This window comes from Humibacter ginsengisoli (assembly GCF_054780095.1).
Genome location: NZ_BAAGWZ010000006.1, coordinates 472,804 through 498,706, shown reverse-complemented (window position 1 = coordinate 498,706; position 25,903 = coordinate 472,804). Strand labels below are relative to the sequence as shown.

At 66.8% G+C, this 25,903-nt stretch carries 22 protein-coding genes; 12 read left to right on the top strand and 10 right to left on the bottom strand.

All coding sequences use genetic code 11. The features are described from left to right. Nucleotide 1 precedes the first annotated feature (1 nt). From ACYVI5_RS10585 to ACYVI5_RS10555, 7 genes are read right to left on the bottom strand one after another with little or no spacing between them, the layout of a single operon-like run. Entirely contained in the window at nt 2–1,642 is a 1,641-nt protein-coding gene (locus tag ACYVI5_RS10585) for an LTA synthase family protein (protein WP_460580139.1), read from the bottom strand. Then, nucleotides 1,639–2,337 (bottom strand): RibD family protein, encoded by a 699-nt coding sequence (locus ACYVI5_RS10580; protein ID WP_460580138.1) that lies wholly within the window; start codon nt 2,335–2,337, stop codon nt 1,639–1,641. The genes ACYVI5_RS10585 and ACYVI5_RS10580 overlap by 4 nt, the downstream gene beginning before the upstream one ends. Continuing rightward, nucleotides 2,334–3,356 (bottom strand): lysylphosphatidylglycerol synthase transmembrane domain-containing protein, encoded by a 1,023-nt coding sequence (locus ACYVI5_RS10575; protein WP_460580137.1) that lies wholly within the window; start codon nt 3,354–3,356, stop codon nt 2,334–2,336. Before ACYVI5_RS10575 ends, ACYVI5_RS10580 begins: the two co-directional genes overlap by 4 nt. Further along, nucleotides 3,344–4,156: an SAM-dependent methyltransferase gene (locus ACYVI5_RS10570; RefSeq protein WP_460580136.1), complete on the bottom strand. Its 813-nt coding sequence runs from the start codon at nt 4,154–4,156 to the stop codon at nt 3,344–3,346. Before ACYVI5_RS10570 ends, ACYVI5_RS10575 begins: the two co-directional genes overlap by 13 nt. Further along, complete coding sequence (locus ACYVI5_RS10565) at nt 4,153–5,163, bottom strand: glycosyltransferase family 4 protein (protein WP_460580135.1); 1,011 nt, start codon at nt 5,161–5,163, stop codon at nt 4,153–4,155. The genes ACYVI5_RS10570 and ACYVI5_RS10565 overlap by 4 nt, the downstream gene beginning before the upstream one ends. Next, nucleotides 5,160–5,558, bottom strand: a complete 399-nt coding sequence (locus tag ACYVI5_RS10560) for a 6-pyruvoyl trahydropterin synthase family protein (protein WP_460580134.1) — start codon at nt 5,556–5,558, stop codon at nt 5,160–5,162. Before ACYVI5_RS10560 ends, ACYVI5_RS10565 begins: the two co-directional genes overlap by 4 nt. Beyond that, nucleotides 5,555–6,574 carry a zinc-dependent alcohol dehydrogenase gene (locus ACYVI5_RS10555; RefSeq protein ID WP_460580133.1) on the bottom strand — a complete coding sequence of 340 codons (1,020 nt, stop codon included), beginning with the start codon at nt 6,572–6,574 and terminating at the stop codon, nt 5,555–5,557. Before ACYVI5_RS10555 ends, ACYVI5_RS10560 begins: the two co-directional genes overlap by 4 nt. Nucleotides 6,575–6,603: 29 nt before the next feature. On the opposite strand from ACYVI5_RS10555, the gene ACYVI5_RS10550 reads away from it, so the two are divergent. From ACYVI5_RS10550 to ACYVI5_RS10535, 4 genes are all read left to right on the top strand, one after another. Continuing rightward, nucleotides 6,604–7,335: a CDP-alcohol phosphatidyltransferase family protein gene (locus ACYVI5_RS10550; protein ID WP_460580132.1), complete on the top strand. Its 732-nt coding sequence runs from the start codon at nt 6,604–6,606 to the stop codon at nt 7,333–7,335. 85 nt (nt 7,336–7,420) lie between these two features. Beyond that, a complete protein-coding gene (locus ACYVI5_RS10545) occupies nt 7,421–7,828 on the top strand; it encodes a hypothetical protein (RefSeq protein WP_460580131.1) in 408 nt (135 codons plus the stop codon). Nucleotides 7,829–8,024: 196 nt separating this feature from the next. Beyond that, nucleotides 8,025–9,248, top strand: a complete 1,224-nt coding sequence (locus ACYVI5_RS10540) for a DUF4185 domain-containing protein (protein ID WP_460580130.1) — start codon at nt 8,025–8,027, stop codon at nt 9,246–9,248. 81 nt (nt 9,249–9,329) lie between these two features. After that, nucleotides 9,330–12,569 (top strand): GH92 family glycosyl hydrolase, encoded by a 3,240-nt coding sequence (locus tag ACYVI5_RS10535; RefSeq protein ID WP_460580129.1) that lies wholly within the window; start codon nt 9,330–9,332, stop codon nt 12,567–12,569. Here ACYVI5_RS10535 and ACYVI5_RS10530 read toward each other — a convergent pair. Together ACYVI5_RS10530 and ACYVI5_RS10525 are read right to left on the bottom strand one after the other, a co-directional pair. Next, on the bottom strand, nt 12,552–13,502 hold the full coding sequence (locus ACYVI5_RS10530) for an N-acetylglucosamine kinase (protein WP_460580128.1): 951 nt from the start codon (nt 13,500–13,502) through the stop codon (nt 12,552–12,554). The genes ACYVI5_RS10535 and ACYVI5_RS10530 overlap by 18 nt on opposite strands. Further along, the gene (locus ACYVI5_RS10525; RefSeq protein ID WP_460580127.1) at nt 13,499–14,641 is read right to left on the bottom strand and encodes an ROK family protein; all 1,143 of its coding nucleotides are present in this window, start codon (nt 14,639–14,641) and stop codon (nt 13,499–13,501) included. Before ACYVI5_RS10525 ends, ACYVI5_RS10530 begins: the two co-directional genes overlap by 4 nt. A 421-nt stretch (nt 14,642–15,062) precedes the next feature. Here ACYVI5_RS10525 and ACYVI5_RS10520 point away from each other — a divergent pair, with 421 nt between their 5' ends. The 8 genes from ACYVI5_RS10520 to ACYVI5_RS10485 all read left to right on the top strand — a co-directional run bounded on the left by ACYVI5_RS10520 (nt 15,063) and on the right by ACYVI5_RS10485 (nt 24,180). Then, on the top strand, nt 15,063–16,376 hold the full coding sequence (locus ACYVI5_RS10520; RefSeq protein ID WP_460535914.1) for a type 2 periplasmic-binding domain-containing protein: 1,314 nt from the start codon (nt 15,063–15,065) through the stop codon (nt 16,374–16,376). A 22-nt stretch (nt 16,377–16,398) separates the two neighbouring features. Further along, nucleotides 16,399–17,352 carry a carbohydrate ABC transporter permease gene (locus tag ACYVI5_RS10515; RefSeq protein ID WP_460580126.1) on the top strand — a complete coding sequence of 318 codons (954 nt, stop codon included), beginning with the start codon at nt 16,399–16,401 and terminating at the stop codon, nt 17,350–17,352. A 92-nt stretch (nt 17,353–17,444) separates the two neighbouring features. Then, complete coding sequence (locus tag ACYVI5_RS10510; protein WP_460535918.1) at nt 17,445–18,272, top strand: carbohydrate ABC transporter permease; 828 nt, start codon at nt 17,445–17,447, stop codon at nt 18,270–18,272. Continuing rightward, the gene (locus ACYVI5_RS10505; RefSeq protein ID WP_460580125.1) at nt 18,272–19,261 is read left to right on the top strand and encodes an SIS domain-containing protein; all 990 of its coding nucleotides are present in this window, start codon (nt 18,272–18,274) and stop codon (nt 19,259–19,261) included. Before ACYVI5_RS10510 ends, ACYVI5_RS10505 begins: the two co-directional genes overlap by 1 nt. A gap of 44 nt (nt 19,262–19,305) precedes the next feature. Beyond that, the gene (locus ACYVI5_RS10500) at nt 19,306–20,994 is read left to right on the top strand and encodes a hypothetical protein (RefSeq protein WP_460580124.1); all 1,689 of its coding nucleotides are present in this window, start codon (nt 19,306–19,308) and stop codon (nt 20,992–20,994) included. Continuing rightward, nucleotides 20,991–22,184 carry a Gfo/Idh/MocA family protein gene (locus ACYVI5_RS10495; protein WP_460580123.1) on the top strand — a complete coding sequence of 398 codons (1,194 nt, stop codon included), beginning with the start codon at nt 20,991–20,993 and terminating at the stop codon, nt 22,182–22,184. Before ACYVI5_RS10500 ends, ACYVI5_RS10495 begins: the two co-directional genes overlap by 4 nt. Before the next feature lie 133 nt (nt 22,185–22,317). Beyond that, the gene (locus ACYVI5_RS10490; RefSeq protein ID WP_460580122.1) at nt 22,318–22,650 is read left to right on the top strand and encodes a hypothetical protein; all 333 of its coding nucleotides are present in this window, start codon (nt 22,318–22,320) and stop codon (nt 22,648–22,650) included. A gap of 87 nt (nt 22,651–22,737) precedes the next feature. Then, nucleotides 22,738–24,180 (top strand): phytoene desaturase family protein, encoded by a 1,443-nt coding sequence (locus tag ACYVI5_RS10485; RefSeq protein WP_460580121.1) that lies wholly within the window; start codon nt 22,738–22,740, stop codon nt 24,178–24,180. Between the two features lie 410 nt (nt 24,181–24,590). On the opposite strand, the gene ACYVI5_RS10480 is transcribed toward ACYVI5_RS10485, so the two are convergent. After that, nucleotides 24,591–25,856: an SLC5/6 family protein gene (locus ACYVI5_RS10480; RefSeq protein ID WP_460580585.1), complete on the bottom strand. Its 1,266-nt coding sequence runs from the start codon at nt 25,854–25,856 to the stop codon at nt 24,591–24,593. Nucleotides 25,857–25,903: the final 47 nt, after the last annotated feature.

The window sequence follows — 25,903 nt, the reverse complement described above, 5'->3', positions numbered from 1 at the left end:
CTCAGCCCTTCGAACCGTAGGCGGTGAGGAAGCGGTCGCGGAATGCATCCATCGGCCAGAGCGGGGCTTCGTGCGTCGGCAGGAGGCCCGGCTGCCAGTGCCACCCGGCAATCGGCTGAAACACCGATGCGGACTTCGAGATGATGCTGATCGGTACTTGGTGATTCGCACCCTTGCCGCTGACGATCGTGGCCGGTTGGTGATCGCCGAGCGCGATGACGACGAGGTTGGGATCGTTCACGTGCTGCAGGAAGGAGAACAGTGAGCGCAGCGTGTACTGCACGGACTCGCCGTAGAACTGCTGGACGGTCGCGTCGTTCTGCCAAACCTGTTCGGACGACTCGCTCTGGGCTGGTTGGGAGTCGTAGATCGAACCGTCACCGATCTGCGACCACGGCACGATCTGAGGCAGTGGGGCCCAGGGGGTGTGGGAGGAGACCAGGTCGATCTCTGCCATGACCGGGGTGTGCCCGCCCGCGAGCTCGTGGTCGGCGAAGTACTTCCACGTGTACTGGTCGGGGATGCGCGCATATCCGAACCTCGGGCCGGTGTACCCGACGTTCCCGGAGTTCAGCAGGGTGCCGTAGTGATAGAACGACGTGCCGTACGGCCAAGGCCGAGCGTCGGACGGCACGTCGCTGACCGTTCGCCAGCCGCCCTTGCGGAACGCATCGCTCAATGTGAAGCGGCTGCTGCGGATCACGGTGTTATAGAGCGATTGTTCGTCGATCCGCAGGCCGGTCTGGAGCGTGGAGTGCGCGAGCCAGCTGAGCCCGCCGAAGGTCGGTGAGGTGAGCCAGGCGCTCTCACTGGTGTATCCGTCGCCGGCCAGTTCTGCCTCGCCTTCCCGAAGAACCTTGTCCACCCCGCCGGAGAAGGCCGTTCCCTGAACGGCTACCTGCCCGTAGCTCTCGATGAACGCGAAGACGACGTCCTTCCCGCGCAGTGAGGTGAGGAGATCGGATGCCGGCTGGCTCGCGAAGGGGTCGTCCGCGGCATCCCTGGAGAGGGCGGACTGAGCACCAAGGCTCTTCGACGCCTCCGAGGTCGCGGCTCCCAGGGCATCCACGGATGCCGCTGCCGCAGTGGGCTGGCCCGCCACGAGTTGGGCTCCGGTCAACGCAGCGATGACCCAGATCGCTGACGCGGTGGTGACGATCGCGGGACCGATGCGCAGATGCCGGCGGACGGCGGCGCCGACCCGCAGTGCGGAGAACGCGAGGGCGACGGCCAGTCCGGCTGCGACGAGCAGGGCCACAGCGACCAATAGAGCAGCGGGCACCGCTCCCATCGCGTCCGAGATGACGCCGAAGGCATCGTTCAACTGCTGCCAGTCGGCCGGATCGAAGTGGGTGTCGAGTACTTGCTCGTACCCGAGATCGATTCCGGCGAGCAGAATGGCCACCACGACGAAAGCGCCGAACAGCGACGCGCAGGCTACCCGAACCGGCTTCCAGGGCACGATGTAGAGCACGAACAGCACGGCGAGCGATTCGAACGGAATCCGGGCGAACCCTAGAGCCGAGCCGGTGGAGACGATACCGGGGACCAATGGTGCGGCAATGAGAAGCACGATCGCCAGCGCGAGCATCGCCGCCCGCCGAGGATGCGCGGCGACGGTCCGCGGCATGGGGCCTGTCATCGCCGGTCCTCGAACCTCTCGGAGAGGGCGTATCGCAGCAACACGACGTCCCCGATCTGCCTGGTGGAGACGAGGTCCGCCCTGTTCGTCGCTGTCCACGGGTAGAGGCCGGGCCCGAACACACGTGGCGCTCCCTCTTCAGCAACGAAGAACGGCGCGACCACGAGTTGCAGCTCGTCGACAAGGCCCTCCGTGAGGAACTGCGTGAGAAGGATGCCGCCGCCCTCCACCATGAGCCGGCGAACGCCGCGTCGCGCGCCCAGATCGTCGAGGAGCGCGGTCATCGTGACGTGCGTTCCCAGTCCGATGACGGTGGCCAGCTCACCGAGGCTCGCCCGCACGAGGCTCTCGCTCGATGCGGGACAGTAGACCAGGCGAGTGCAGTCGCCTGTGGTGAAGAACGATGAGTTCGGGGGGAGGAGGCCGCTCGCTGTGACGGTGATCTTCGTCGGCGAGGAGCCGAGGCCCTCGGCCATGCGCCGCTCACGACGAGCGCCGTCGCGCACGAGCAGGCGCGGATCATCGCGGCGCACGGTCGAGGCGCCGACCATGATCGCGTCGCTGGATGCGCGAACAGCGTCGACCCGGTCCAGGTCGGCCGCGTTGGACATCACCAGCCGGTGCGGTTGCGCCGTGTCGAGGTAGCCGTCGATCGACATCGCGCAGCTCACGGTCACGTACGGGCGATCACTCATAGGGCTTCCCCCTGCCGAACGCTCAGCGAGGCATCCAGCGGTGGCTGGGAATCACCTACTACGGCGCGTCCACCTGCATTCTCCCCGGAACGCGTCCGGCCCCCGCGGGCACGGATGCGATCGCCGACCAGCACCAGTGCACCAGGTGCGACGGCGATCATGGCGAGCATCCCGAATGCCGCCGACACCGTCAGTCCCGTCGAGGCGCCCAATCCGATCAAGGCGAAGGCCGATGCGCTTGCCGCTTCGCGCGGGCCCCAACCGCCGACGTTGATCGGGATCGCGGATGCGCCGAGCACGACGAGCGCAACCGCTCCTAAGTTGCCTGGAACGGCTGTCGCTCCCGCGGCGAGCCCCGCGACGATGAACAGCGCACAGAACGAGCCCGTCACGACGATCGAGGAAATCACCACGGTCGCAATGGTGCGGGGTCGAGAAAGGAGCGGCGAGAGCAGCTGAAGCTCGCGCCGGAGCACGCGACGCCCCGGCGTCGTCAGCGTTGTCAGGCACACGACTGTCACAGCGACCGCGGACAGCACCGCACTTGCCAGCGCGAGCCCTCCGAGTGCGGAGATCATCCCCAGCGGGACCAGCACGGCCAAGGCCAGAGCGATCTGCACGAACTGCCCGAGGACGCGCTCGGTCGCCACGGCTCGCGCTGCGGTTCGCACGTTGCCCGCCTGGCGTCCGTGGTCGTACGCACGGTGCACATCACCGAGAATCCCGCCCGGGAGAACCGTGTTGAGGAACTGCGAGCGGTAGTAGGCGAAGAACGCCGCACGCCAGGTGAGTCGAATCCCGAGCCCGTGGGCGATTTCTCGCCACCTCCAGGCAGCGGCCGCTGTCGCGACGCCGACGAGCGCGAACGCGATGAGAATCGTCGGAGCCGAGACCGAGGCGAAACCGCGCACGAACGGGCCGGCGCCCACCGCGAGAAGGGTGGCCGCGACTATCGCCAGTGGGACGGCAATGCGGACGGCGACACGGAGCCGTACGGAGGTCTTGCTCAATGGGGCCATGCCAGCACGTCCTCATGAGAGAGCGTCACGCGCAACGCGCCGGCCGCGGCCTGGTACCGACGGAGCCGAGAGAACTGTTCGGCGGCGCCCGCCAGTTCCGGGCGCTGCTCGACGGCGGCGCCGAGCCAGCCGTCGAGCCATTCGAGCACCAGTTCCGTCTGCCCCGGGCCGAGCCGCCATGGCGTATGGGCGATGCCGACGTGCCATCCGGCGGCACCGAAGAGCCCGGTCACGACCGGTACGGCTTGTGGTCCGAGAAGCCGGCGCCCGCCCTCGTTGCGGCGCTGGTGCTCGTTGAAAGCAGCATTGAACTCGGCATCGAGCTCATCGACTGGGCTCAGACTCGCACGTCCCGTGACGGTCAGGCTCATGAAAGCGGGCACGCCTGCGGCCACGCACGCCATCGCGATACGCTCGGCCTCTGCTTCCGTGATCACGTCGAGGAGAGCGGATGCCGTGACTGCAGACGCGCCGTTGAACGCGTCGGTTCCGAGGTCGGCGAGGTCGGCGATCCTCACGTCCGAGACGACCGGCCGGCCGGCACCATCGACGACCGACCGGAGATCCGACTGGGCCAGAATGCCCGCATCGCGGTCGTGCAGCACCCACCGCTGCGGACCGGGGAGCCGGGGAGCAGTCCATCTCGCCATCGAGCCTGTTCCTGATCCGAGGTCGTGCACCGTCACCGGGCCCGGCCCGATGAGTCTGGAGAGCGCTGCGGCGAGTCTCCTCGAGCGAGCCGCATCGTCGGCCGCGGCTCGCCGGGCCAGCCACTCGGCTGTGACAGTCGTCGTGGTCATGCTGCGATCAGCGCCTTCTCGACCTCTGCGGCGGTTTCTTCCCAGCGGGGAAGCTGGTGGCGCGCGTTCCGGGCTTCGCGGCGGAGTCGATCCCTGAGCGCCGGGTCTGTCAGCCAGGATCGGATGGCGCCGGCGAGTGCCACCTCGTCGTCGGGATCCACGAGAATCGCCCCACCGCCGGACAACGTGTCCGGGATGCCTCCGACTGCCGCGGCGAGCACGGGGATGCCACGTGCTCGCGCCTCTGCGATCGCCATGCCGGAGCTCTCCAGTCGCGATGGGGCGATGAGGAGGGAGCTGCGTCGATACGCGGCCTCGAGCTCTTCGGCGTTGAGCACGCCGGGCAACGTCACGTTGCCATCGAATGCGGCCGCGTTCTCGGCTACCCGGCGAGCGAACACGTCGAATGGCACCATCGAGCCGGCCATCAAGCATGTCCAATCGGTCCGGTGCAGTCGCGCGAGCGCCTGAAGAAGAAGATCCTGACCCTTATGCGGCGCGATGACGCCGACGCAGATGAGGTCGCCGTCGCGCGAGGGCACTGCCGTCGGCGCAGCGTGCACTCCGGGACGGGCGATCGTGGTGTGATCGCAGGTCAACGGCGTGCGTCTCGTCAGCTCGTCAGCCGTCCAGCGGCTCGTCACGACCACCCGGCGGGCGCTCTGCACCGCACGCAGTTCGGCGTAGGTCGTCTCGGATGACGCGCCCGGGAATGCCGAGGCCACCATGTGAGCAAGCAGCACCATGCGTATGCGATCGCTCACCGCCTCGATCGCGCCGGGCATCCAGCCCGCCACGAGGCCGTCGACGAGTGCCAGCGCCCCATCCGGTACGGAGAGGAGCGCGTCGGCGCCTGTGGCAGCGTCGACGACCTCGTGGCTGATCACGGTCCAGCCGCGCAAGCGCAATCCGGCAATCAGCTCGCGGTCGTAGACGTTTCCACCGCTGACGCGGTCGACATCGTCGATCCACGCGGGAACGAGCACGTGCACCGTACGGGCGATCATTCGAACTCCACGTCGTACGCGGCCCAGGCCACAGGCGACTCGCGCAGGGTGACGGAGATCCCGGTCAACGGGTTCGATCCGAGTGCTCCTTCGCGGACTGCCTCTGCCAGCCGATCTCCGATCACCTGGCAGAGGCGCTCGGTCGTGGTGTTCACCCCTGCGAACTCTGGGAGGTCGTCGAGGTTGCGGTACGAGTATGACGCGACGATCGCTGCCAGTTCGCTCGTCGCCTGGGCGATGTCGACGACGACCCCGTCGGCATCCAGTTCCGCTGCACGAAAACTCGCCTCGACGACATAGGTGGCACCGTGCAGGTTCTGGGCGGGTCCGAACACTTCGCCGCGCAGGCTGTGCGCGATCATGAGGTGGTCCTGCACCGTCACGCTGAAGGTCATTCGGCACTCCAATCGATGGTGTGGCACAGCGGGGATCCCGTGCCTTCGGCAAGCGACGCGACGATCGCTGGAAGTGCCCTCCAACTCGAGGTCTCACCGAGCAGCGCGTCGAAGATCGGGTCCTGCAGGAGGTGCATTGCGAGTGCCAGCCTCTCGTTCGTCGTACGATGCGACCGCCTGCTCAGAGCGACGGCGCCCACTTGGCTGGAGCGGATGGTCAACCGGCGGGAGTGGAAATCGGCTCCGAGATCGAGTGGAAGCGGTTCGTCGCCGTACCAGCTGGCGACGATCACCTCGCCGTCGGTCGGTGCGGCGCGCAATGCCCACTGCAATCCCGACGCCGCTCCGCTCGCCTCGATCACCACGTCGGCATCCGGGATCGTCTCAGACGGGCTCCTGAGATCTGCGCCGAGCGCCGCAGCGACCGGCGCTCTCGCGGCGTCGACCTCGACGAGGGTGACCTGGATGCCGCGAATGCCGTTGAGCACTGCGGCGACGGCACATCCGATCAGACCGGCGCCCACGATCACGATCCGATCCCCGACCTGCGGGCGGGCATCCCACACGATGTTGATCGCGGTCTCGACCGCGCCGGCGAGCACCGCGCGCCGGGTGGGAACAGTGTCGGGAACGGGTGTGAGCGCTGCTACGGGAACCGTGAAGCGGGACTGGTGCGGGTGGAGCGCGAACACGGTCCGGCCCTTCAGCCCGTCCGGACCGGCGTCTACCACGCCCACCGCCAGATAGCCGTACTTCACCGGAAACGGGAAGTCGCCGGCCTGAAAGGGAGCGCGCATCCGCTGCCACTCGCGCACCGGAACCCTTCCACGCGCGACGAGCGTTTCCGTTCCGCGGCTGACACCGGTCCACAGGGTGCGCACCGTCGCCTCGCCCTCGATCGCGGTCGTCAGGGGTTCGCTCCTGAGTTCTGCCGTTCCCACACCGGTCGTCCACAACGCGACGGCGGAATTCGCGTCGGGCTGAACCGCAGAGGGCCGTGGCCACGTGGTGTCCATGACAACCATGATGAGTACACGGAGGGCATATGGGAACGGTTCAGTCGGCTCCCTGGTGGTGGGCTGCGGCCGGGCTGGCCGCGATCGGCGTCGTGCACTCCGTCACGCGGCTCTCTCCTGCTGCTTTCGCGGCAGGGCTCGCGTACCTGCTTGCGTCATCCGTCCTGCTCTCGCTCGGCCTCCGACGGGGTGAAGCGGCACGCTTCGGTCCGGCGAACGCGGTGACGGCGACCCGCTCCGTGCTCGTAGCGATCGTGACAGCGATGGTCGTCTCGTCGTTCAGCACGCCGGTCCAGGCATCGATCCTGGTCTCGACCGTCGCAGTCGCGCTTGCGCTCGACGCGGTCGATGGTTATGTCGCGCGCCGAACGGGGACCGTGACCGAGCTCGGGGCACGATTCGACATGGAGGTCGACGCGTTCCTGCTACTCGTGCTGTGCGCGTACGACCTGCGATACGTGGGTGTCTGGGTTCTCGCGATCGGGCTGATGCGATACGCGTTCGTCGGCGCGGCGTGGCTGCTTCCCTGGATGGGCGCATCCTTGCCACCTCGGTATTGGCGCAAGGTCGTCACCGCGATTTGCGGCATCGCCCTCACGATGGTGGCGACGGGCTCGCTTCCTGGATGGCTCGACTCGGTCCTGGCCGGGATCGCACTCGTGTTGCTCATCGAATCGTTCGGGAGGGACGTGGTGTGGCTAGTTCGCGCCAGGCAACGCGTTGCCGTCGAGGAACCTGCCCGGGTGCGACCGCACAGTTGACCGTGACGTGAACCGGCGAAGCTCCTCCGTCGTGTCTGAAGCAGAGAGCCCTCGACGGGGGCAACGATCGAAAGCAGGTAGGGTCATGGCCGCGAGCAGGCAGAGCATCCAATGGTTGTGGCGCATTCTGAGCGTCATCGTCCTGGTCTTCGTGGGAGGCATCCATCTCTTCCTCGTCTTCGACGGCGTCGGCGGACTACTCGGCACGCTCTTCGTGCTCAACTCCGTGGCGGCGTTCGTGCTGGCGATCGCCATACTCGTCTTTCGCGATCGCCTGCTGCAGGCGGCGCTCGCGCTCGGTCTGCTGTTCCTCATCGCAAGCCTGCTCGCCCTCTGGCTGGCGCTGACCGTCGGCCTGTTCGGCATCCGGGAGGTGTGGACGTTCACCCTCGTTCCCGAGACCGTGGTCGTCGAGTCGGTGGGCATCGTCATACTGGCGATCGCGACCGGTGTGGCGTTGCGTGATTCACGGCAAGCGCAAGCCGCCGGATAGCCGGTTGGAGGCGGATGCGACCGCTGCGCTCCTCCCGCTGTCGACGCGGGGAGAATCCCGAGATGTCGCGGCCGCACCAGGTTCTGAGGCGCGATCAATGATGTCATCGTTGACAATCGAATGTCATCGTTGACATACTGGGCGGCGGCCACGTACGAACGTGGCCGTAAGCGCTCAGTGAGGAGTGACGATCGCGATGAAATTACGGAAATTGATCGGCGCGGCAGGAGTGTTGGGCACCGTCCTGACACTGCTGGTGGCTTCCCCCGCCCTGGCGACGGCACCGCCTTCATCCCACTCCGGCGGGCAGGCGGCCGATCCGAACGGCGGACTGGTGGTCAAGGACGTTCAGTTCCTCGGCCCGGTCGATCAGAACGCACACGTCGTCGCGCGCGACAACGGGCAAAGCGTCGAGTATCAGGGGAAGTCCTACTGGTTCTTCGATGACACGATGCTCCAGAATCCGACGGGCTTCCTCTCCAGCACAGCCGCCGTCACCACCGATCTGAACGCCGGCGACGGGATCAGCCTGCAGTCGGCGAACCCGTTCGACCTGACCGACGCCGGTTCTCCGACCGAGTTCGTCCCGTACTCCGCCGCCGAGGTGCAGTTCCAGAAGGACCACGCCTCCAGCGACTGCACCGGCTCGACGGACGTCTTCTGCGGCACGCAGTTCGCGTTCTGGCCGGGTTCTGCCGTCGCCGACCCGGCGCACCACCGTATCCTCGTCTTCTACGGCAAACTCTGCCGCGGTGGGCTCGACACCGGCCCGTGCGCGTCTGGATTCGTCGGTCAGGCTCTCGGCAGCGGAATCGTCTCGGTCGACATGCGCACGCACCAGATCACTCGCTTGAACATCGAGAACCAGGACACCTCCCTGACCAGCCCCGAAGGCACCGATCGCACCCTCCTCTTCTGGCCCTCGCAGAACTTCGGCAACGGCGGGACGGTGCTCGTAGGAAACGAGCTCTACGCCTACGGCAATTGCTCGAGCGCGAACGCGTGCGGCGTCGCGCGCGTGCGGATCGACCGTGTGCAAGACAGGGCCGCCTGGAGCTTTTACGCGGGAACATCCAATGGACGGCCGGTGTGGTCGGGTGACGCGGCGGCCACGGTTGCGGTCATGACCGGCGGCGCCGCGGGGGAGACGGTTCAGTACGATCCGGCGACCAAGCTCTACATGAACAGCTACATGCCCTTCCTCAGCCACCAGGTCTACTACCAGACCTCCCCGACCCCGTGGGGGCCGTGGAGCTCACCGGAGGTCCTGTACACGGCTCCGACGACCAGTGGCGTCGAGTACGCGGCCTTCGCGCATCCGGAGTACACGACCAACGACGGGCTGACCCGCTACTACACGTACTACACTTCCTCGACCGGTCAGCAGTTGCTCGTGAAGGTCGACTTCACGAAGGACTGAAAGCGGATCCCTTGTGTCAGCGTTGGTTCGAGTACCAACGCTGACACAGGGCGGCAGGTCCGCAGATCGGGAGAACGCACAGTGAGCGACGAAGCCCTCGTTCGAGATCGTCACCGTGATGGCGACTTCGATCGAAAGACCGAGACGGGCGATGGGCTGCGCATCAGGGAGGGCGACGGGCCCGGGGTGGCACCAGCGGACAGGGCGGGCGTCGGCTTCGACCGGGGGCCCTGCCTGGCATATTCCGTCTCGCCTGCGTCGGCGGATCACGACGCTGTCATCATCGCCTCGGTCGATCACCTGGTTCTCGCCGAAGACGAGGTGCGGGTGGCCTTCTTCCCCGAGTGGGGCGAGCCCGTCGGAGACGAGCTCGACGTCGCCGGGTCGTATGTCGGCATCCGCGTGCGTTTCGCCGACGGCACGACGACCGGCGACGATCTGCTGGATCAGTACGGTATCGCCGCCTCGCCACAGGCGCAGGGCGACTCCGGAACGCTTCCGCCCTTCCAGTGGACGCTCAAGCGCTTCGCGTTGTCGTCGTGGGCCGGTGCGCGTGCGACGACGATCGAGCTGGTCTGGGCCGCACCCGCGCCCACGACTGCTTTGCCGGGCGGGCCTCTGGCGAGCGGCTGGGTCGAATACGTCGGGATCGCCGCATCTCCACGCCGGGGCCCCGATCCGATCGACTGGGCCGACACGCGTCGCGGCACGCGTTCGACGAGCGAGTTGTCTCGCGGGAACACCGTTCCCATCGCGTCGCATCCGCACGGTTCCGTCTTCGCCGTTCCGGTGACCGACGCATCCCGCGATGACTGGGTCTACACCTGGTCAGCGCACGCTGACGAGCACGGGCGGACGGGACTCGAGGCGCTCGCGATCTCGAGCATCCCGAGCCCATGGGTCGGGGAGCGCGGCTCGCTGCAGGTGTTCCCCGTCGCCAGGGACGGCGCCTCGGATCGCCGTGCCCGGCGACGAATATTCCGGCACGACGCGGAGTCGGCGCGACCTCACGAGTACTCCGTTGTGTTCGACGACGGCTCCAGCGCGGCCGCTCGTGCCGGAAGGCACGCCGTCGAATTCGAGTTCACCGACCCGACGGGGATCTCGACGCTCGTGATCGACCAGCTCACCGACGATGGCCACATCGCCGAGGAACTCGACGGCCACGGCCGGCTCGTCGTGGCCGCCCGGGTCGATGGGACGTCTCGAACCTCGCAGGGCGCACCGGCGCGCTTCGTCTGGATCACCTGCGATGCGGAGGTTCGAGCGATCCGCGCCGATCCCGATTCACCGCACCCTCGCACCTGCCGGGTACTCGAACTAGCCGCGCCGGCGACGGCGGTCCGCGTACGGATAGGAGTCTCCTACGTCGGCGTCGAGACAGCACAGATGCATGCGGAGCGCGAGATGCCGTGGTCGGTGAGCTCCGCGGACATCGCCGAGCGCGGCCGCAGGGCTTGGGAGCCGTACGTCACGGCTCTCGACCTCGGCGGCGCTACGGACGAGGAGCGAGTGAGCCTTGTCTCTTCACTCGCTCGGATGCATGTCTACCCGAACGACGTCGGCGAACCGCTGGCCGACGGCCGCATCGTGCATGTCGACAACGTGAGCCCGAGCCCGTCTCCGGACGGCGCTCGCAGCACCTCACGCCGCGTGCTCGACGGAGCGGCCGTGGTCAACAACGGCTTCTGGGACACGTACCGCACAATCTGGCCGTGGTTCGCTCTGAGGGACCCGGAGCAGGCGGCACGCTTGTTCGAGGGCATGCTGGCGCACGGCAGGGACGGCGGATGGATGCCTCGATGGAGCGCACCCGGCTATGCCGACGCGATGGTCGGAACCAGCTCCGACATTGTGGCCGCCACCATTCTGCAGGCCGATCCGAACTGGAGCAGCGCGGAGGCGGCGTACGATCTCGCGGTTCGCAACGCCACCGTGCCGCCAGCCAGGTCTGCAGTCGGGCGCCGCGGTCTCGACCGCTCGCGGTTCCGCGGATGGGTGGACGACTCCGTCCCCGAATCCGTCTCGTGGACGCTCGAAGGTGCGACCTGCGACGCAGCGATCGCGCGGATGGCTCGCACGTTGCACGAGCGCGACCCGCACGGGCCGCGAGCGGACGAGTTCGCAGCCGACGCCGCCTACTTCGCCCTGCGATCGCGCGACTACGTGAACCTGTTCGATTCCGAGACGGGATTCTTCCGGGGGCGGGACGAGCACGGAAGGATGCGCGACGGCTTCGACGCGCGACGCTGGGGCGGCGACTATACCGAGACCAATGCGTGGGGAATGGCCTTCGCGGTTCCGCAGGACCCGGACGGTCTGGCGGCTCTGCATGGCGGTCGTGCGGGACTGCGCCGCGCCCTCGACACGTTCTTCTCCACCCCCGAGACGGCGCACCCGCGGTGGCGCGGCAGCTATCCGACGGTGATCCACGAGATGGTCGAAGCACGGAACATGCGGATGGGGATGTTCGGTCTCTCCAATCAGCCCGCGCACCACATCCCCTATCTGTACGCGGCCACGGACCGCCCCTGGCGCACCCAGGAGATCGTCGGTGCCGCTGTGCGCACGCGATTCACGGGCTCGGATATCGGCGCAGGGTACCCGGGAGACGAGGACAACGGCGAGATGTCGGCGTGGTTGGTGCTCTCATCCCTCGGGCTGTACCCGTTGATGCCCGGCGCGGAGTTCGTGCTCACGACGCCGTTGCTCCCGCTGATGCGCTTACACCGTCCGATCGGCGACCTCGTGGTCGAAGCCCGGGGGGATTCGCGGCGCGACCGGTTCGTGCAGGGCGTCACCGTCGACGGACAACCGTGGGATCGGCCCGCGGTCCCGGCGGCAGTGCTGGCGACCGCGACCCGCATCGTCTTTTCGCTCGGCGAGGCGCCAAGCGGCTGGGGAGCGCCGAGCGGCGACGAGCCGAAGCCGCCTTCCGCCCGGCGGGACCTGACCCGTGGATCCCGCATTTTCGGCGTTCCCGGCTGCCAGATTCTGATCGACGACCGCGGGGCATCCGTCGTATCGCTCGCTCCCGGCGGCAGTTGCACCATCGAACCCGCCCAGGCACTTCCGGCGTCGGTATACACCGTGACCATTGCGTCTGCCGGGGACTATCGCTGGCGCGTCAGCGCGGAGTCAGTCGATGGCGGCCACCGCACGCTCGAGGTCGCTGCTGAATGGGATCTGGCTAATCGGACGCGAGCGTTCGCCGTACCCGCGGCCGGCGCCGTCCGCCGGTTCACGATCGAGAATTGCAGCGGACGACCGCTTCCGCTCACTCAGCTGGAACTGTTCGAGGCCTCAGGATCTCAACGCTGACGTCGAGGGCCGGCTGCGAGCCTGTGGCGTTGCTTCGGCGGCGAGACGCAGGGCGCCCTCCACCGGTGACACGTCGAGGAGCCTCAGCTCGAGCGGGCGACGGAATTCGTTGAGACGCCGTCTCACTTCCCGGCGCAGAACCGGCTGATTGACGATCACCCCGCCCGCGGCCACGACGTGATCACCGAGTCCTCCGCGACGCACCACGGAGGCTACTCCGCCGACCAAGCGCTCCGCGGCGAATCCGATCGAGTCCCGCGCCAGTGCCGATCCGAGGCGATCCGCCTCGAAGACGAGCGCGGCGGCCGAACCCCAGCTATCGGGCGAGGCGGAAACGGTCGCCGACGCCGCGAGTTCCGCCGCGCTGTGCGCCCCATGATGAGTCAGGAGGGCTGCGATGAGCGGGTCATCGCTTGCGTCGGCACCCGTGTCCATTGCGGCGAGCGTCCTGATCAAGGCGTCTCGTACAAGGCCGGGTCCACTGCCCCAATCGCCCAGAAGCCAGCCGTGACCGTCGGCCGTGACCCGTGTTCCGGTCGCATCCCGGGCGCTCACGATCGATCCGGTACCCACCACCATCGCGATAGCGCGTTCCATCCCCATGGCGGGAGCCAGGAGGTCCGCGTCGTTCTCGATGCGCACGGGAATGCCCAGGGCACGGGAGACGACATCGCGAGCGAGTTCGAGTGCGTCTTCGGTGTCGCAGTCACGCAGCCCGATCACCACGCTCGTCCCCACCCCGATGTCGGCGTGGGCAGCGATCCACGATGCGAGAGCGACGAGGTTGTGGTCGTCGGCGAAGAGGTGCCCGTTGCGCCACTCAGACGACGCTCGCGCGACGTCTCGTCGTGCACCGCGAGCATCGACGAGGGCCAGGTGGGTCTTCGTTCCGCCGACGTCGACACCTACCAGGCGATCCGGATGCCCCTTCATGCCAGGTAAGTGGCCGTGCGCGCTCGCTCGATTGCGAGATCTCCGATGCCGGTGATCGCGGCGTCGAAGCCGAACCGGCTGGGCACGATGCGGGGCACCGACGGGATGCGACCGACGAGCCGCCTCGTGATCTGTTCCGCAGAAAGTGCGCTGTACTGAGCGAAGGCGCCCGCGAGCACGATGACACTCGGTGCGACGACGACGGCGGTGGCCGCGCAGATCAGAGCGATGTTGTCGAAGAACTCATCTCTGGCCCGCACCGCGTCGGCGTCTCCCTCCTCGACGAGCTTCATCATCGCGCGGAAGGCCGGACCGATCCGGCGATCGAGGTGGCCGTCGCCGTGCTGCATATAGGGCCGGATCTCGCCGGAGATGCGGCCCTCGACATCGCCCATGTCGGTGAAGTAGCGCGAGAACGACTTCGTCGAAGTGAGCAGATACCCCAACTCGCCTGCGACGGAACCCGAGCCTCGGTGGATGCGCCCTTCGCTGACGATGCCCGCACCGATTCCGGTGCCCAGCACCAGAGCGACGGCGCTTTCGGCATCCCGTGCTGCGCCGTGCAGCAGCTCGCTGTACGCAGTGGCGTTGGCGTCGTTCTCGGCCAGCACGGGAAGTCCGGTGCGCTCCGTCACGATGCTCGCAACGGGAACATCGCGCCAGTCCAGCTCGATGGCGTTGACCACGACGCCCTCGTGGGTGATGCCGGGAAGGGCGATGCCGATACCAGTGAGCGGCGCATCCGTTCCGGAATCGCCTGACGTGATGCGATCGATCAGGGTCAGAAGTCCCTCGAGTCGTGCCGTCGAAGCGTCGACGTCTCGGAAGTTGAACGGCTCGTAGGTCTCGTAGAGCACATTGCCGCTGAGGTCGATGATGCGGCCGCGCGCGTTGTTCTCGGTCATGTCGACGGCGGCGACGGTGCGGATGCCCGCCACGTACTTCAGGAGGTGCGATGGCCGGCCGGTGGAGGAACGGTCCACCCCGCCATGCACGATCGCGCCCTCCTCGAGAAGGGCCTGACAGAGTCGCTCCACCGTGGCGGAACTGAGCCCCGTGTTCTGCCCGATGGCTCGTCGTGAGAGCGGTCCGTTCGAACGCAGGAGATCGAGGATCGCCGTGCGGTTGATGGCGGTCACATCCCTGGTAGTAGCGGTTCGCGGCGAGAGCCGGGAGTGGCCCGATCTGTGCGGGACCGGGGCGGACGGATCCCTGCGCCGGCCGGATCCAGCCCGTGCGGGCGTCCTGTTGCCCCCCTCGTCCGTGGACGTCACGATCGCGTTCCCTTCCGGTCACCAATGGTTGCAGCATGCACCGCCGTGCAGCCGATAGTCGACTCGCGCGGCCGCTCGGCGGGAATCATCTCGATACCCCGCCTCTGCGTGGACGGTTTCGTATCAGAGTGAAGACTCCGAATATCCACGCGTTCTGACGTGAGGCGACAATATATGAGGCTGCGCATTGCCACTTATCCATCATAGTGATATGAATGTCTGCAACAACCCTCGCAGGCCGTTCCGGACCAAGCGGAAAGGCTCTGCCCCATCGAAGGAATCAATGATGACTCTCAAGAAATCGCTGGCCGGGATGTCGCGTACGCGCCGCCTCCTTGGTGCGGTGGCGGCGGTCTCCGCCGCAGCACTCGTGCTCGCCGGGTGCTCATCCTCCGGTTCGAGCTCGGCGAGCGATACGAAGAAGCTCACGCTGTGGTTGTCGTCGAGTGCTGCTCAGCAGGCGGGCTACGACCAGCTCGCCGCGCAGTATAAGAAGAAGACGGGCGTATCGATCAAGATCGTGAACATCCCGTACAGCGGGTACACGACGAAGCTTCGCGATGCTGCACAGGCGAACGCGCTGCCCGACATCGCGAGCGTTCCGTCCCTCGATCCGATCTGGACGAACAAGCTCATCGACTTGTCCTCGATCGTGAAGACGAAGGCGAATCACATCAACGAGAACTTCATCGCCAAGACGTCCAAGGGACAGGTTCTGGCGATCCCATCGGATGTCACGGCATCCGGTCTCTTCATCAACAAGAGCCTCTTCGACAAGGCAGGGGTGTCCTACCCGACCTCGCCAGGGAAGACGTGGACCTGGCCTGAGTTCATCAAGGCCGCCGACCAGGTGCGCCAAGCCACAGGAGCCAAGTACGACCTCACCTACGATGCGTCGCCTTCGCGTCTTCGCGCGATGGTCTACGAGATGGGCGGCAAGTACGTGCACGCCGACTCGAGCGGCACTTTCTCTACCGACGCCGCGACGGCGAAGGCCGTCAAGTACTTCGTGAGTCTGAACAACGACGTCACCATGCCCAAATCGGTCTGGACCAGCGGCGCCGACCCGTCGGCGCTCTTCCAGAGCGGCCAGGTGGTCGCCTACTGGTCGGGCGTGTGGCAGGTTTCCTCGTTCGCAGAGACCATCACCAAGTTCGATTGGGCCAGCGTGCCGACACCGGCGCAGCCCGTGCAGGCCAGCGATGTGAACTCGGGCGGACTGGTCGTCGGCTTCAACAACAACTCGAGCGAGGCCACGGCGGCGAAGGACTTCCTGACCTGGATGTACCAGCCCGCGCAGTACAAGAAGCTCACAGAGGTGAACGGGTACCTCCCGGTGGAGAGCGGACTCAACCCGCAGTACCCCTTCACGTCGACGGCCGCGCAGGATGCCTTCAAGCTGTACAACGAGGAGCTCCCGCTGTACGCCTCCATCTCGGGTTACTTCAACCAGGCGCAGACCAAGTGGGTTCTTGCGGGCAAGTCGTTGACCACGGACCCGAGCGTTACGGAGATCGGCAAGGCCATCAACGGCCAGGAGACGGTGGATGTCGCACTCAAGAACATCGTGGACAGCTACAACCAGCAGGTCGGCAAGTAGGCCGACCGATCAGCGATCCACGATGACGATCACCGGAACGGCGGCAGCTCGACCCGCTTCGGAGCAGGGACGCCGAGTCCCTGCTCCGAAGGGGCGTCGCCGTGTGCGCCTCAACCACTACACGGCGGCGCCGCTCGCGCTCATCGCCGCCAACGTCGTTCTCTTCGGGCTCTTCTTCGTCTGGCCGGCGGCCATCGGCCTCGGCTATTCGTTCACGAACTACACGGGAGTAGGCGACCCGCAATTCGTCGGCGTGAGCAACTACACGCAGCTCCTCGCCGACCCCGGCTTCTATGCCGCTCTGCTGCGAACGTTCGAGTACACGGTGCTCGTCGTGCCCATCAGCTACGCGCTCTCCTTGTTCATCGCGAACCTCATGGTGAGCAAGTACGCCAAGGGCAAGGTCGCCGCACGACTGATCTTCTTCATCCCCTGGCTCGTCTCGCCGATCATCACCGGTGTCGTCTGGCGCTGGCTGTTCGGTGAGAACTTCGGGCTCATCAACTTCGTCGTCGAGTCGCTCGGGGGCAAGGCCGTTCCGTGGCAGTCGAACGCGACCCTCTCGCTCCTCGTGGTGGTCTTTGCGGCCACATGGGCCGGGATGGCGTTCTCGATGCTCTTGTTCATCGCAGCGATCAAGAACGTTCCGACCTCGTACTACGAGGCGGCATCGCTCGACGGTGCAGGTCCGGTTCGGCTGTTCTTCTCGATCACCCTGCCGAACATCGCGCCGACCTCGTTCATCGTCATCCTGCTCACCACGATCGGCACGATGAAGGAGTACGCACTCTTCCTCTCGCTGAACAACGGCGGGCCCGGGACCGACAACAACCTCCTGGTGCAGTACATCTACCAGACGGGCTTCCAGCGCGGCCAGATCGGCTACGCGAGCGCGGCCAGCTTCATCCTGATGATCATCCTCATGGCCGTTGCACTCATCCAGCTGGCTGTGAACCGGAAGGCAGGTCCCCGATGACGACGCAGGCAGAAGTCCTCAACGACCGTCAGGGTGCACGCGCTGGTTCGATGAAGAGTCGCCCGTCTCGCAGAAAGAGCAGAAAGAAGGGCATGGCGCCTGGCGAACTCGGGAGACATCTCTCGGCGACGACTCTGCTGTGGGTCTTCGCGATCGGATTCGCCTTCCCGCTCCTCTGGTTCATCCTGAGCTCGTTCAAGCCGTCGGGCGACCTGTTCTCCTACCCGTTGACCCTGTTCCCGAAACAGTGGACCATCACCGGTTACCAGACGGCGTGGCAGAGCTTCAACTTCGCCCAGTATTTCGCAAACACGATCATCGTCGCCGTCGTCACGACTGTGCTGACCGTCGCCGCGAGTTGCGCGTCGGGCTACGCGCTTGCCAAGTACTCGAACCGATGGCTCAAGGTGTTCTTCGTGTGCATCCTCGCCACGACGATGCTGCCCACCGAGGTCATGCTGGCGCCCTCGTTCCTTGTCGTTCGCGACCTCGGCCTCTACAACTCGCTCGCCGGCATCATCGTGCCGTCGATCCTCACGGCGACTGGCGTGCTCATGTTCCGCGGGTTCTTCCTGACGGTGCCTGACGAGATCGTCGAGGCGGCGCGCATCGACGGAGCCAAGGAGCTGTCGATCTTCTTCCGCATCATGGTTCCGGTGTCACGCCCCATCATGCTCACGCTGGCGATCTTCTCGTTCCAGTGGCGATGGAACGACTACATCTGGCCGCTGCTCGTGCTCAACGACCCGAACAAGTTTACGCTGCAGATCGGCATCGAAAGCATCGTGGGCGCGCAGAACATCAACTGGTCGGTGCTGCTCGGGGCATCGGTGATATCGATCATCCCGCTGATCCTCATCTATCTCGTCTTCCAGAAGTATGTGATGAACGCCAACATCAACGCTGGGCTGAAGGACTGATGGAGTTCGTCTCATTCGCGGAGGCGATGGATTCACAGCCCGCCCGACTCGCCAGGCTCGAATCGGAGCTGGATGCCCGCCTCGCCGAGTTTCCCGCAGAGATCGTTCCGTGGCGCGCGGGGGAGACGGTCGTGCTCGCCGGCATGGGAGCCGCGCACCATTCCACCCACGCGTTCGCTCGGCTGCTCCGCGCGGCGGGAATCCGGGCGCTGCCGTTGATCGCCTCAGAGGGCAGGGGTCTCGAAGCCGCGAGCCTCGGCGATCACGTGGTGGTCGTCTCGGAATCCGGTCGTAGCCCCGAGCCGATCGAGTTCGCGCGTGCGTTCGCGGCCGGTAGGCGAATGGCGATCACGAACGATCCCGCCGCACCCGTGGCCGAGATCGCTGATGCCGTGATCGAGCTGGGCGACTTCCCCGACTCCCGCGCGTACACGGTGGGGTTCACCGCGATGCTGGTCGCATACCGGGGACTCGCGCGAGCCCTCGGAATCGCCTCAGGCAGCGGATCCATCGCCGCCGAAGTGGGTGACGCTCTCCAGCGCTTCGTCCGTCCGGCCGACGACTTCGCGCACGTGCTGGCCGGCGCATCCTGGATCGACGTCATCGGAGCTGGCGACTCCTTCGCCGCCGCGGCGGAGATCGCCTTGCTGTCCCGGGAATGCCTGCGCATTCCGGCATCCGCGTACTCGACGCACCAGTACCTGCACGGTCCGATGGAGTCGGTGGATGGCAGTACGACGGTCATCCTCATCGGAGACTCGCGTGAACGTGCGATCCCCGATTCGCTTGGCCGATCTGGTGCGACATGCATCACGATCGGTCGCGCTCACGACGGCGAGCTCGCGGACTTCGATACCGGCAGAGCCGACGGGCTGGCACGCGTCGCGGTCGAGGTGGTCGCAGGGCAGCGGCTCATGGCCGCGGCGATAGGCCGGCTGCCGTTCGAGATCGAGGAGTTCGTGCACAGTCAGACGGATACGAAGGTGTGAACCACCGGACCCGCAGCTCAGCACCACATCGAGGAAAGGTTCCAGTGTTCGATACGCACTTTCACGACGCCGTCGTAGCGGCGGCCACGCGACGGGCCGCCGTGCTGCTTGCGCGGGGCGGCCCGACCATCTCGGCGCAGTCGCACCGTGAGCTGATGCGAGACGCTAAGGTGCTGCTCTCGTTGGTGGCGTCCGGTGACGTGAGCGAGCAGGAGCGCGGCCGGTATCTGGCCGCTGCGATCGAACGCGTCGAACTGCTGCGCGCTCGGCAATCGCGCTCCGGGCTGTTCGCCGGCGGTGACAACCTGGAGTCACCGCCCGACAGCGCGTTCACGGTGAACGACGTATGCGACACCTACGAGTTCCTCCACTCGAATGGTCCGCGGAACGAGCTGGATGACATTCTCGATGTGCTCGCCGCCATCATCCGCGACGTCACCCCGCCTCTGCTCACAGGCGGGGTGCACACGCCGAACCATCGCTGGGAGATCAGCGCCGCGCTCGCTCGCATTCATCGCTCCTTCTCCGACCGCCGGCTCATAGAGCGGGCGAACGAGTGGCTCGATGAGGGCGTGGATGTCGACCCGGATGGGCTCTATTCGGAGCGCAGCCCGAACTACGCGGCGCACGTGAGCAATCCGTCGCTGACCCTGTTGGCGGAGGTACTGGACAGGCCCGATCTTGCTGACGTCGTGCTGCGGAACCTCGAGGCGACGCTCACGCTGATCCGGCCTGATGACACGGTGGAAACGGTCCAGTCGCGACGGCAGGATCAGGCCGCGCACTTCCCACTGCGGGACTACCTCGCCGCGTTCCGCGACGCCGCCATCCGTTCGGGACGCGGCGATTTCGCCGCCGCGGCTCGGCGCGCCGAAGGCGACGGGGTGACCGATCCTGAGCTTCTGGCCGAGACGCTTCTGAATCCGAGACTGCTCGAGCCGCTGCCAGCGGCGCGGAAGAACGAGATGGGCTCGTACTTCCTCGAGGCCGTCGCGCTGGCCGGACGGCGAAGCGAGAGAACCGAAACCGTCCTATACGGCGGGTCGGACTACGGAACGCAGGGACGCATCCGTTCGGGGCTCGCCAACAACCCCACCTTCTGCAGGTTGTTCGCGGGAGCGGCGATCCTCGACTCCGTGCGGCTGTCCCGCTCGTTCTTCGACCTGGGACCCTTCCGGGCGCAAGGCATGCGCCGCCTGAAGGACGACTCCTACCTGCTCGAGGAGACGCTCACGGCCGCGTACTACCAGCCTCTGGCTGCCGAGGACCGGGCAGCGGCGGGCGGATACCGACTGGAAGACGAGGGCCGCTTCAGCGCGTCGATGGCGTTCTCCGTGCGAGGCAGGGATCAGGTGTCGATGACGACTCGGATCGGGGCTCGGCTTCTCGACGAAGGCCTCATTCTCGAGGTGTCCATCGACTCGCCTGAGCTGCCGTGGTCGATCGAATTCGGCTTCCGGGAAGGCGGCGTGCTCGAGGGGGGAGAGCGGAGAGCGGATGACACGTGGGTGTTACCCGAAGGACGAGGCAGATATCGAGTCGGTGCGGATGCGATCAGCATCGAGGTCGATGGGCCGCAGCTCAGCAGTGACCCGCTGCCGTACCAACCGGGCCAGGACTACGCGTTTCTCGGTGGGACGGATGCGGTCGGCGGGATTCGCGCCCGAGCAGGAGGAATCGCGCCTGCGGCGTTCACGGTGCGTCTGCTTGCGGAATCCGGAACAGCACAGTGACGTCGACGACAGAGACCTCTACGCGGGGTGGGCCGGACGCCGTGGCGCGCCCGGCCCGCATCGCGGTGGTGGGTGTTCACGGCTACGGCGCCGCGCACGTGCTCAGGGTGCAGGAGCTTGAGCGGTCGGGAAAGGCTCGCCTCGTGGGGCTCGTCGACACGTTCGACGGTCCGATCTACCGCGAGGGAAGGCGAGTGGAAGGCGACCTTCCGCGCATCCTGCCCAGCCTGGAGGACTTGCTCGACTCCACCGCGGTGGACATCGTGGCAATAGCCACGCCGCTGCACACGCATGCGGAGCTCGCATCGCGGGTGCTCCGCGCGGGTGCCGATGTTCTGCTCGAGAAGCCGCCGGTCACCGATCTGGCCGCATTCGAGGCTCTGAGTGAGGTGGAGCGACGCACAGGTGGGCTCGTGCAAGTGGGATTCCAGAGCCTGGGATCGCTGGCGCTCGCCGAACTGCGTCTGGTCATCGCGAGGGGGCAGCTGGGGACGATCGAGGCGATCGGAGCGGGAGGCTCCTGGACGAGAGACCGTGCCTACTGGGGCAGGGCTCCCTGGGCGGGTCGAAGGATGCTGAACGGTCATCGTGTCTCGGACGGAGCGGTCTCCAACCCCTTCGCCCATGCCGTCATGACGGCATTGACCGTGGCGGGCTGGAATGCACCGGATGCCATCGGATCGGTCGAGACCGACCTGCACCGCGCGAACGCGATCGACGTCGACGACACGTCTGTCGTGCGCGTCCTTCCGAGCACAGCGGGGAGGGCCACGTTCGACGGGGCCCTCACGTGCGCCTTCACACTCGCTGGACCACGCGAGGACAGCCCGTTCGTCATGGTTCGAGGCTCGAAGGGCACCGCGGTGCTGCATTACACGGAGGATCGGCTCACCCTGCCACAGAACGGGGCGCAGCGATTCGGTCGCGTCGACCTCATGCAGAACCTGATGGATGCCCGCGCGAGAAGCGCCGAGTTGCTGTCGCCGTTGAGCGCCACGGGCGCTTTCGTCTCCGTCATCGAAGCCGTGGGCGCGGCCCCTGTCCATGCGATCGAACCGGAGAACGTCAGGTGGCGTGGCGCGGGAGAGCAGGCGCATCCGGTGATCCCTGGAATCGTCGAGATAATCGAATTGGCGCTGTCGCGCGAACAGCTCTTCCGTGAACTGCCCGAGGCGCACTGGGCGAGGTGACGGCGCGCCCATAAAGAGCCAGGGCGCAAGCATGCCACGCGCTGCCGCCCTTCGCCAGGCCCTTATGCGAATGCCGGTGCCGCTATTGAATATCAAGGCGTGAAGCGCCGAACACCGGCGAACGGAGGGCCCCATGAAACAACTGCTCGTCGCGGCCACACGCGTCTGCACCGAGGACGCCGTGGCGGATGCCCTGCTCGACTACGAATTCGCGCTCGCCGAGCATCACCGCACGGAGCGCGTCATCGTTCCGGTCTTCGTGAACGAGGGCGACACGGTGTGCGAGTTCATCCTTGGACGCGGTGCCATCTCGGGCTCTCTTACCCTGCCGAACACAGCGGGTCGGCGCATCGCAGGATCGTCGGTTGCCGTGAGCGAGCTGCGCGAGCGCGCCCGCATGGTCCGCGACGAGCTCTTCAGTCCGTTCGAGGACGATTGGCACGCGGAAACGTCGCCCGACGATTGATTCCGGTAGTCCAACGGGGAAGCGGCGACATGTGTCGTCCTGATCGGCTAGAACGGAGTTGATCGGTCACCACTGGGAGGACGAGCCGTGCAAGACGTCGTGGTCGTGGGGTCGGGGCCCAATGGGCTCGCGGCCGCGGTCACGCTCGCTCGTGCCGGACTCTCCGTGACGGTGCTCGAGGGCAGCGAGCGCGTCGGAGGCGGCAGCGCGTCGGCCGAACTCACCATTCCGGGAGTTGTGCATGACGTCTGCTCCGCGGTGCATCCGATGGCGCTTGCCAGCGAGTTCTTCCGGAGGTTCGAGCTGGAGCGCCGCATCGAGCTCCTGGTGCCGGAGATCTCCTACGGGCATCCGCTCGACGACGGCCGTGCGGCGATCGCCTACCGTGACCTCGAACGCACGGCAGCGGGACTGGCGGCAGACGGCGAGACGTGGCGACGACTGTTCGCTCCGTTCGCCCGGGACGACGGACGAGCGCTCGCCGAGGTGATGGGGCGTCCGCTAGTGCGTGTGCCGAGGCATCCGCTCGCGCTCGTCCGCTTCGGACTGCGCTCGCTCAGGCACGGAACTCGTCTGTGGAAAGGAGCTTTCGAGACCCAGGAGGCCGCGGCGCTGCTGACCGGTGTCTTCGCGCACACGATTCAACGGATGCCTTCCCTCGGCTCCGCCGCACCCGGTCTCACTCTTGCCGCGTTCGCACATTGCGGCGGCTGGCCGATTCCTCGTGGCGGGAGCGGAGCGATCGCGACCGCTCTGGCAGACGACCTGGTGGCCCACGGCGGACGCATCGAGACCGGTGTGTGGGTGCGGAGCCTCGACGAGCTCCCGCCGGCACGGGCGACGATTCTGGATGTCACCCCCCGCGCCTTCCTGCGGCTGGCGGCCGACCGGGTGCGCACGCCGCGGCCCTACCGCACCTTCCGTTACGGAAACGCCGCCGCGAAAGCGGACTTCGTGCTCTCCGATCCGGTGCCGTGGCGCAACGAGGAGTTGCGCCGCGCCGTGACGGTGCATGTCGGCGGGTCGCGCGCCGAGCTGGCGAAAGCGGAGGATGCCGTCGCTGCGGGGCGTCACGCGAGGCATCCGTATGTGCTCACTGCGCAGCCGACCCTGCTCGATCCGGGTCGCGCGCCCGGCCGCCATGTGCTCTGGGCGTACACGCACGTACCCGCCGGCTCGGTCGACGATCCGACCGAGGCCATCGTGCAGCGCATCGAGCAGTACGCTCCAGGCTTCAGGGACACGATCGTCGCCAGCAACGGTCAGAGTGCCGAACAGCTCCACGAGCGGAACCCGAACGACGTGGCCGGCGACATCGCATCCGGTGCGGTGAGCTTCGGACAGCTGATCGCGCGACCGACCTTCGGGCCCTACCCGTGGCAGACCCCGGTGCGAGGCGTCTACCTGTGCTCTGCGTCGACGTGGCCGGGACCCGGTGTACATGGTCTCGGCGGATGGAACGCAGCGCTACGGGCGCTGCAGCGTGAATTCGGAATCTCGGCGAAGCCCGATCTTTCGATCGGCGCGTGAGCTGGTGTCAATGTGACTCGAGCGCCTTCGCGCAGTCGATGCACAGTTCCGCGAACGGGCGGGGCTCGCAGCCGGGCCACGCCGATCGGCTTTCCGCAGTTCATGCAGACACCGTACGTTCCGGCCGCGAGGTGAGCGAGCGCGTGATCGATCTCGGTCAGTTCCAGTTCGAGATCGTCGTGCAGCCCGGTCAGCTGCGACCACGTCGCGGCCATCGTCGGGCCCTCGGGGTCGTGCTCGTCGTCGGCCTGTCCGCCCGACCGTGCCTCGCGGGCGTCGCTGAGCGAGGCATCCAGCCTGCCCTGTCTCGCCAGCACCTCTCGGCGTCGCACATCGAGTGCGTCGTGGAATTCACGCCGTTGGGCGTCTGTCAGGCTTCTTTGCACGGAAGACACGCGCTGATAGTAGCCCTACACCGCCCCGATGGCAGTCAGTATGATCAGCGCGCCGTTCAGAGTGACGATCGCCGCGGCGGTGGCGATCCCCGCCAGCCGCAAGGCCGTGCGGTTCGCGAACGCTCCCATCGTGTCGCGTCGCGAGGTGAACCACACCAAGGGGATCACCGCGAACGGAATGCCCACGCTCAGCACGACCTGGCTGATGACGAGGGCCCAGGTCGGGTCGATGCCCAGGCCGAGAACCACGAGAGCGGGGACGAGGGTGATCGTGCGTCGGACGAGGATGGGCACCTGCACCCGCAGAAGCCCCGACATGACGGAGGCGCCCGCATAGCAGCCGACGGAGGTTGACGCGAGCCCGGATGCCAGCAGCCCGATGCCGAAGATCACGCCGACCGCCGGGCCCAGTGCATGCGTGATCGCGGTGTGGGCTCCCTCGATGCTGTCCGTCCCGCTCACCCCGGGCAGGCTGGCCGCTGCCAGCAGGAGCATGGCGATGTTCACCGACCCGGCGACGATGAGGGCGAAGATCACGTCCCATCTGTTGGCGCGCAGCAGGTGCCGCACGCGTGCCGGATCATCGGATGCCCCGTGCCGGTCGAGAGCGAGCGCCGAGTGCAGGTACACGGCGTGCGGCATCACTGTCGCACCGAGCATGCTGGCCGCCAACAGAACAGACCGTGCCCCTTCGAACCGTGGCACGACGCCCATGGCCGCAGCTCCCCAATCGACGGGGCTCACGACGAGCGACGCGACGAATCCGATCGTGATCACGGCCAGCAGGCCCATCATCACGAACTCGAACGTGCGCTGCCCCCGCCGTGATTGCACGGCGAGGATGCCCATGGAGACGACCCCGACGATGACCCCGCCGAGCAGCAGCGGGAGTCCGAACAGGATCTGCAGCGCTATCGCTCCGCCGATCACCTCGGCCAAGTCGGTTGCCGCCGCGATGATCTCCGCCTGCGCCCAGTAGAGCAGGCGCGCGGTGCGCGGCATCCGCTCCCCGAGGAGCTCCGGCAGGCTCCGGCCGGTGACGATGCCGAGCTTCGCCGACAGGTATTGGACGACGACCGCCATGACGTTCGCCGCAACCAGCACCCAGACCAGCAGATACCGGTATTCGGCACCGGCCGTCAGGTTCGCCGCCACATTGCCCGGGTCTACATAGGCGATCGCGGCGACGAACGCAGGCCCGATCAGCCAGAGAAGCCGGCGTTCTGCAGGCCGGCCGGCGCGGATGCTCGCGGTGGACTGCTCGACCGACTCCCGCGTCATCGCCTCACGACCTGTCATGCAAAGTTAGACAAGTCTAACTCCTGAGC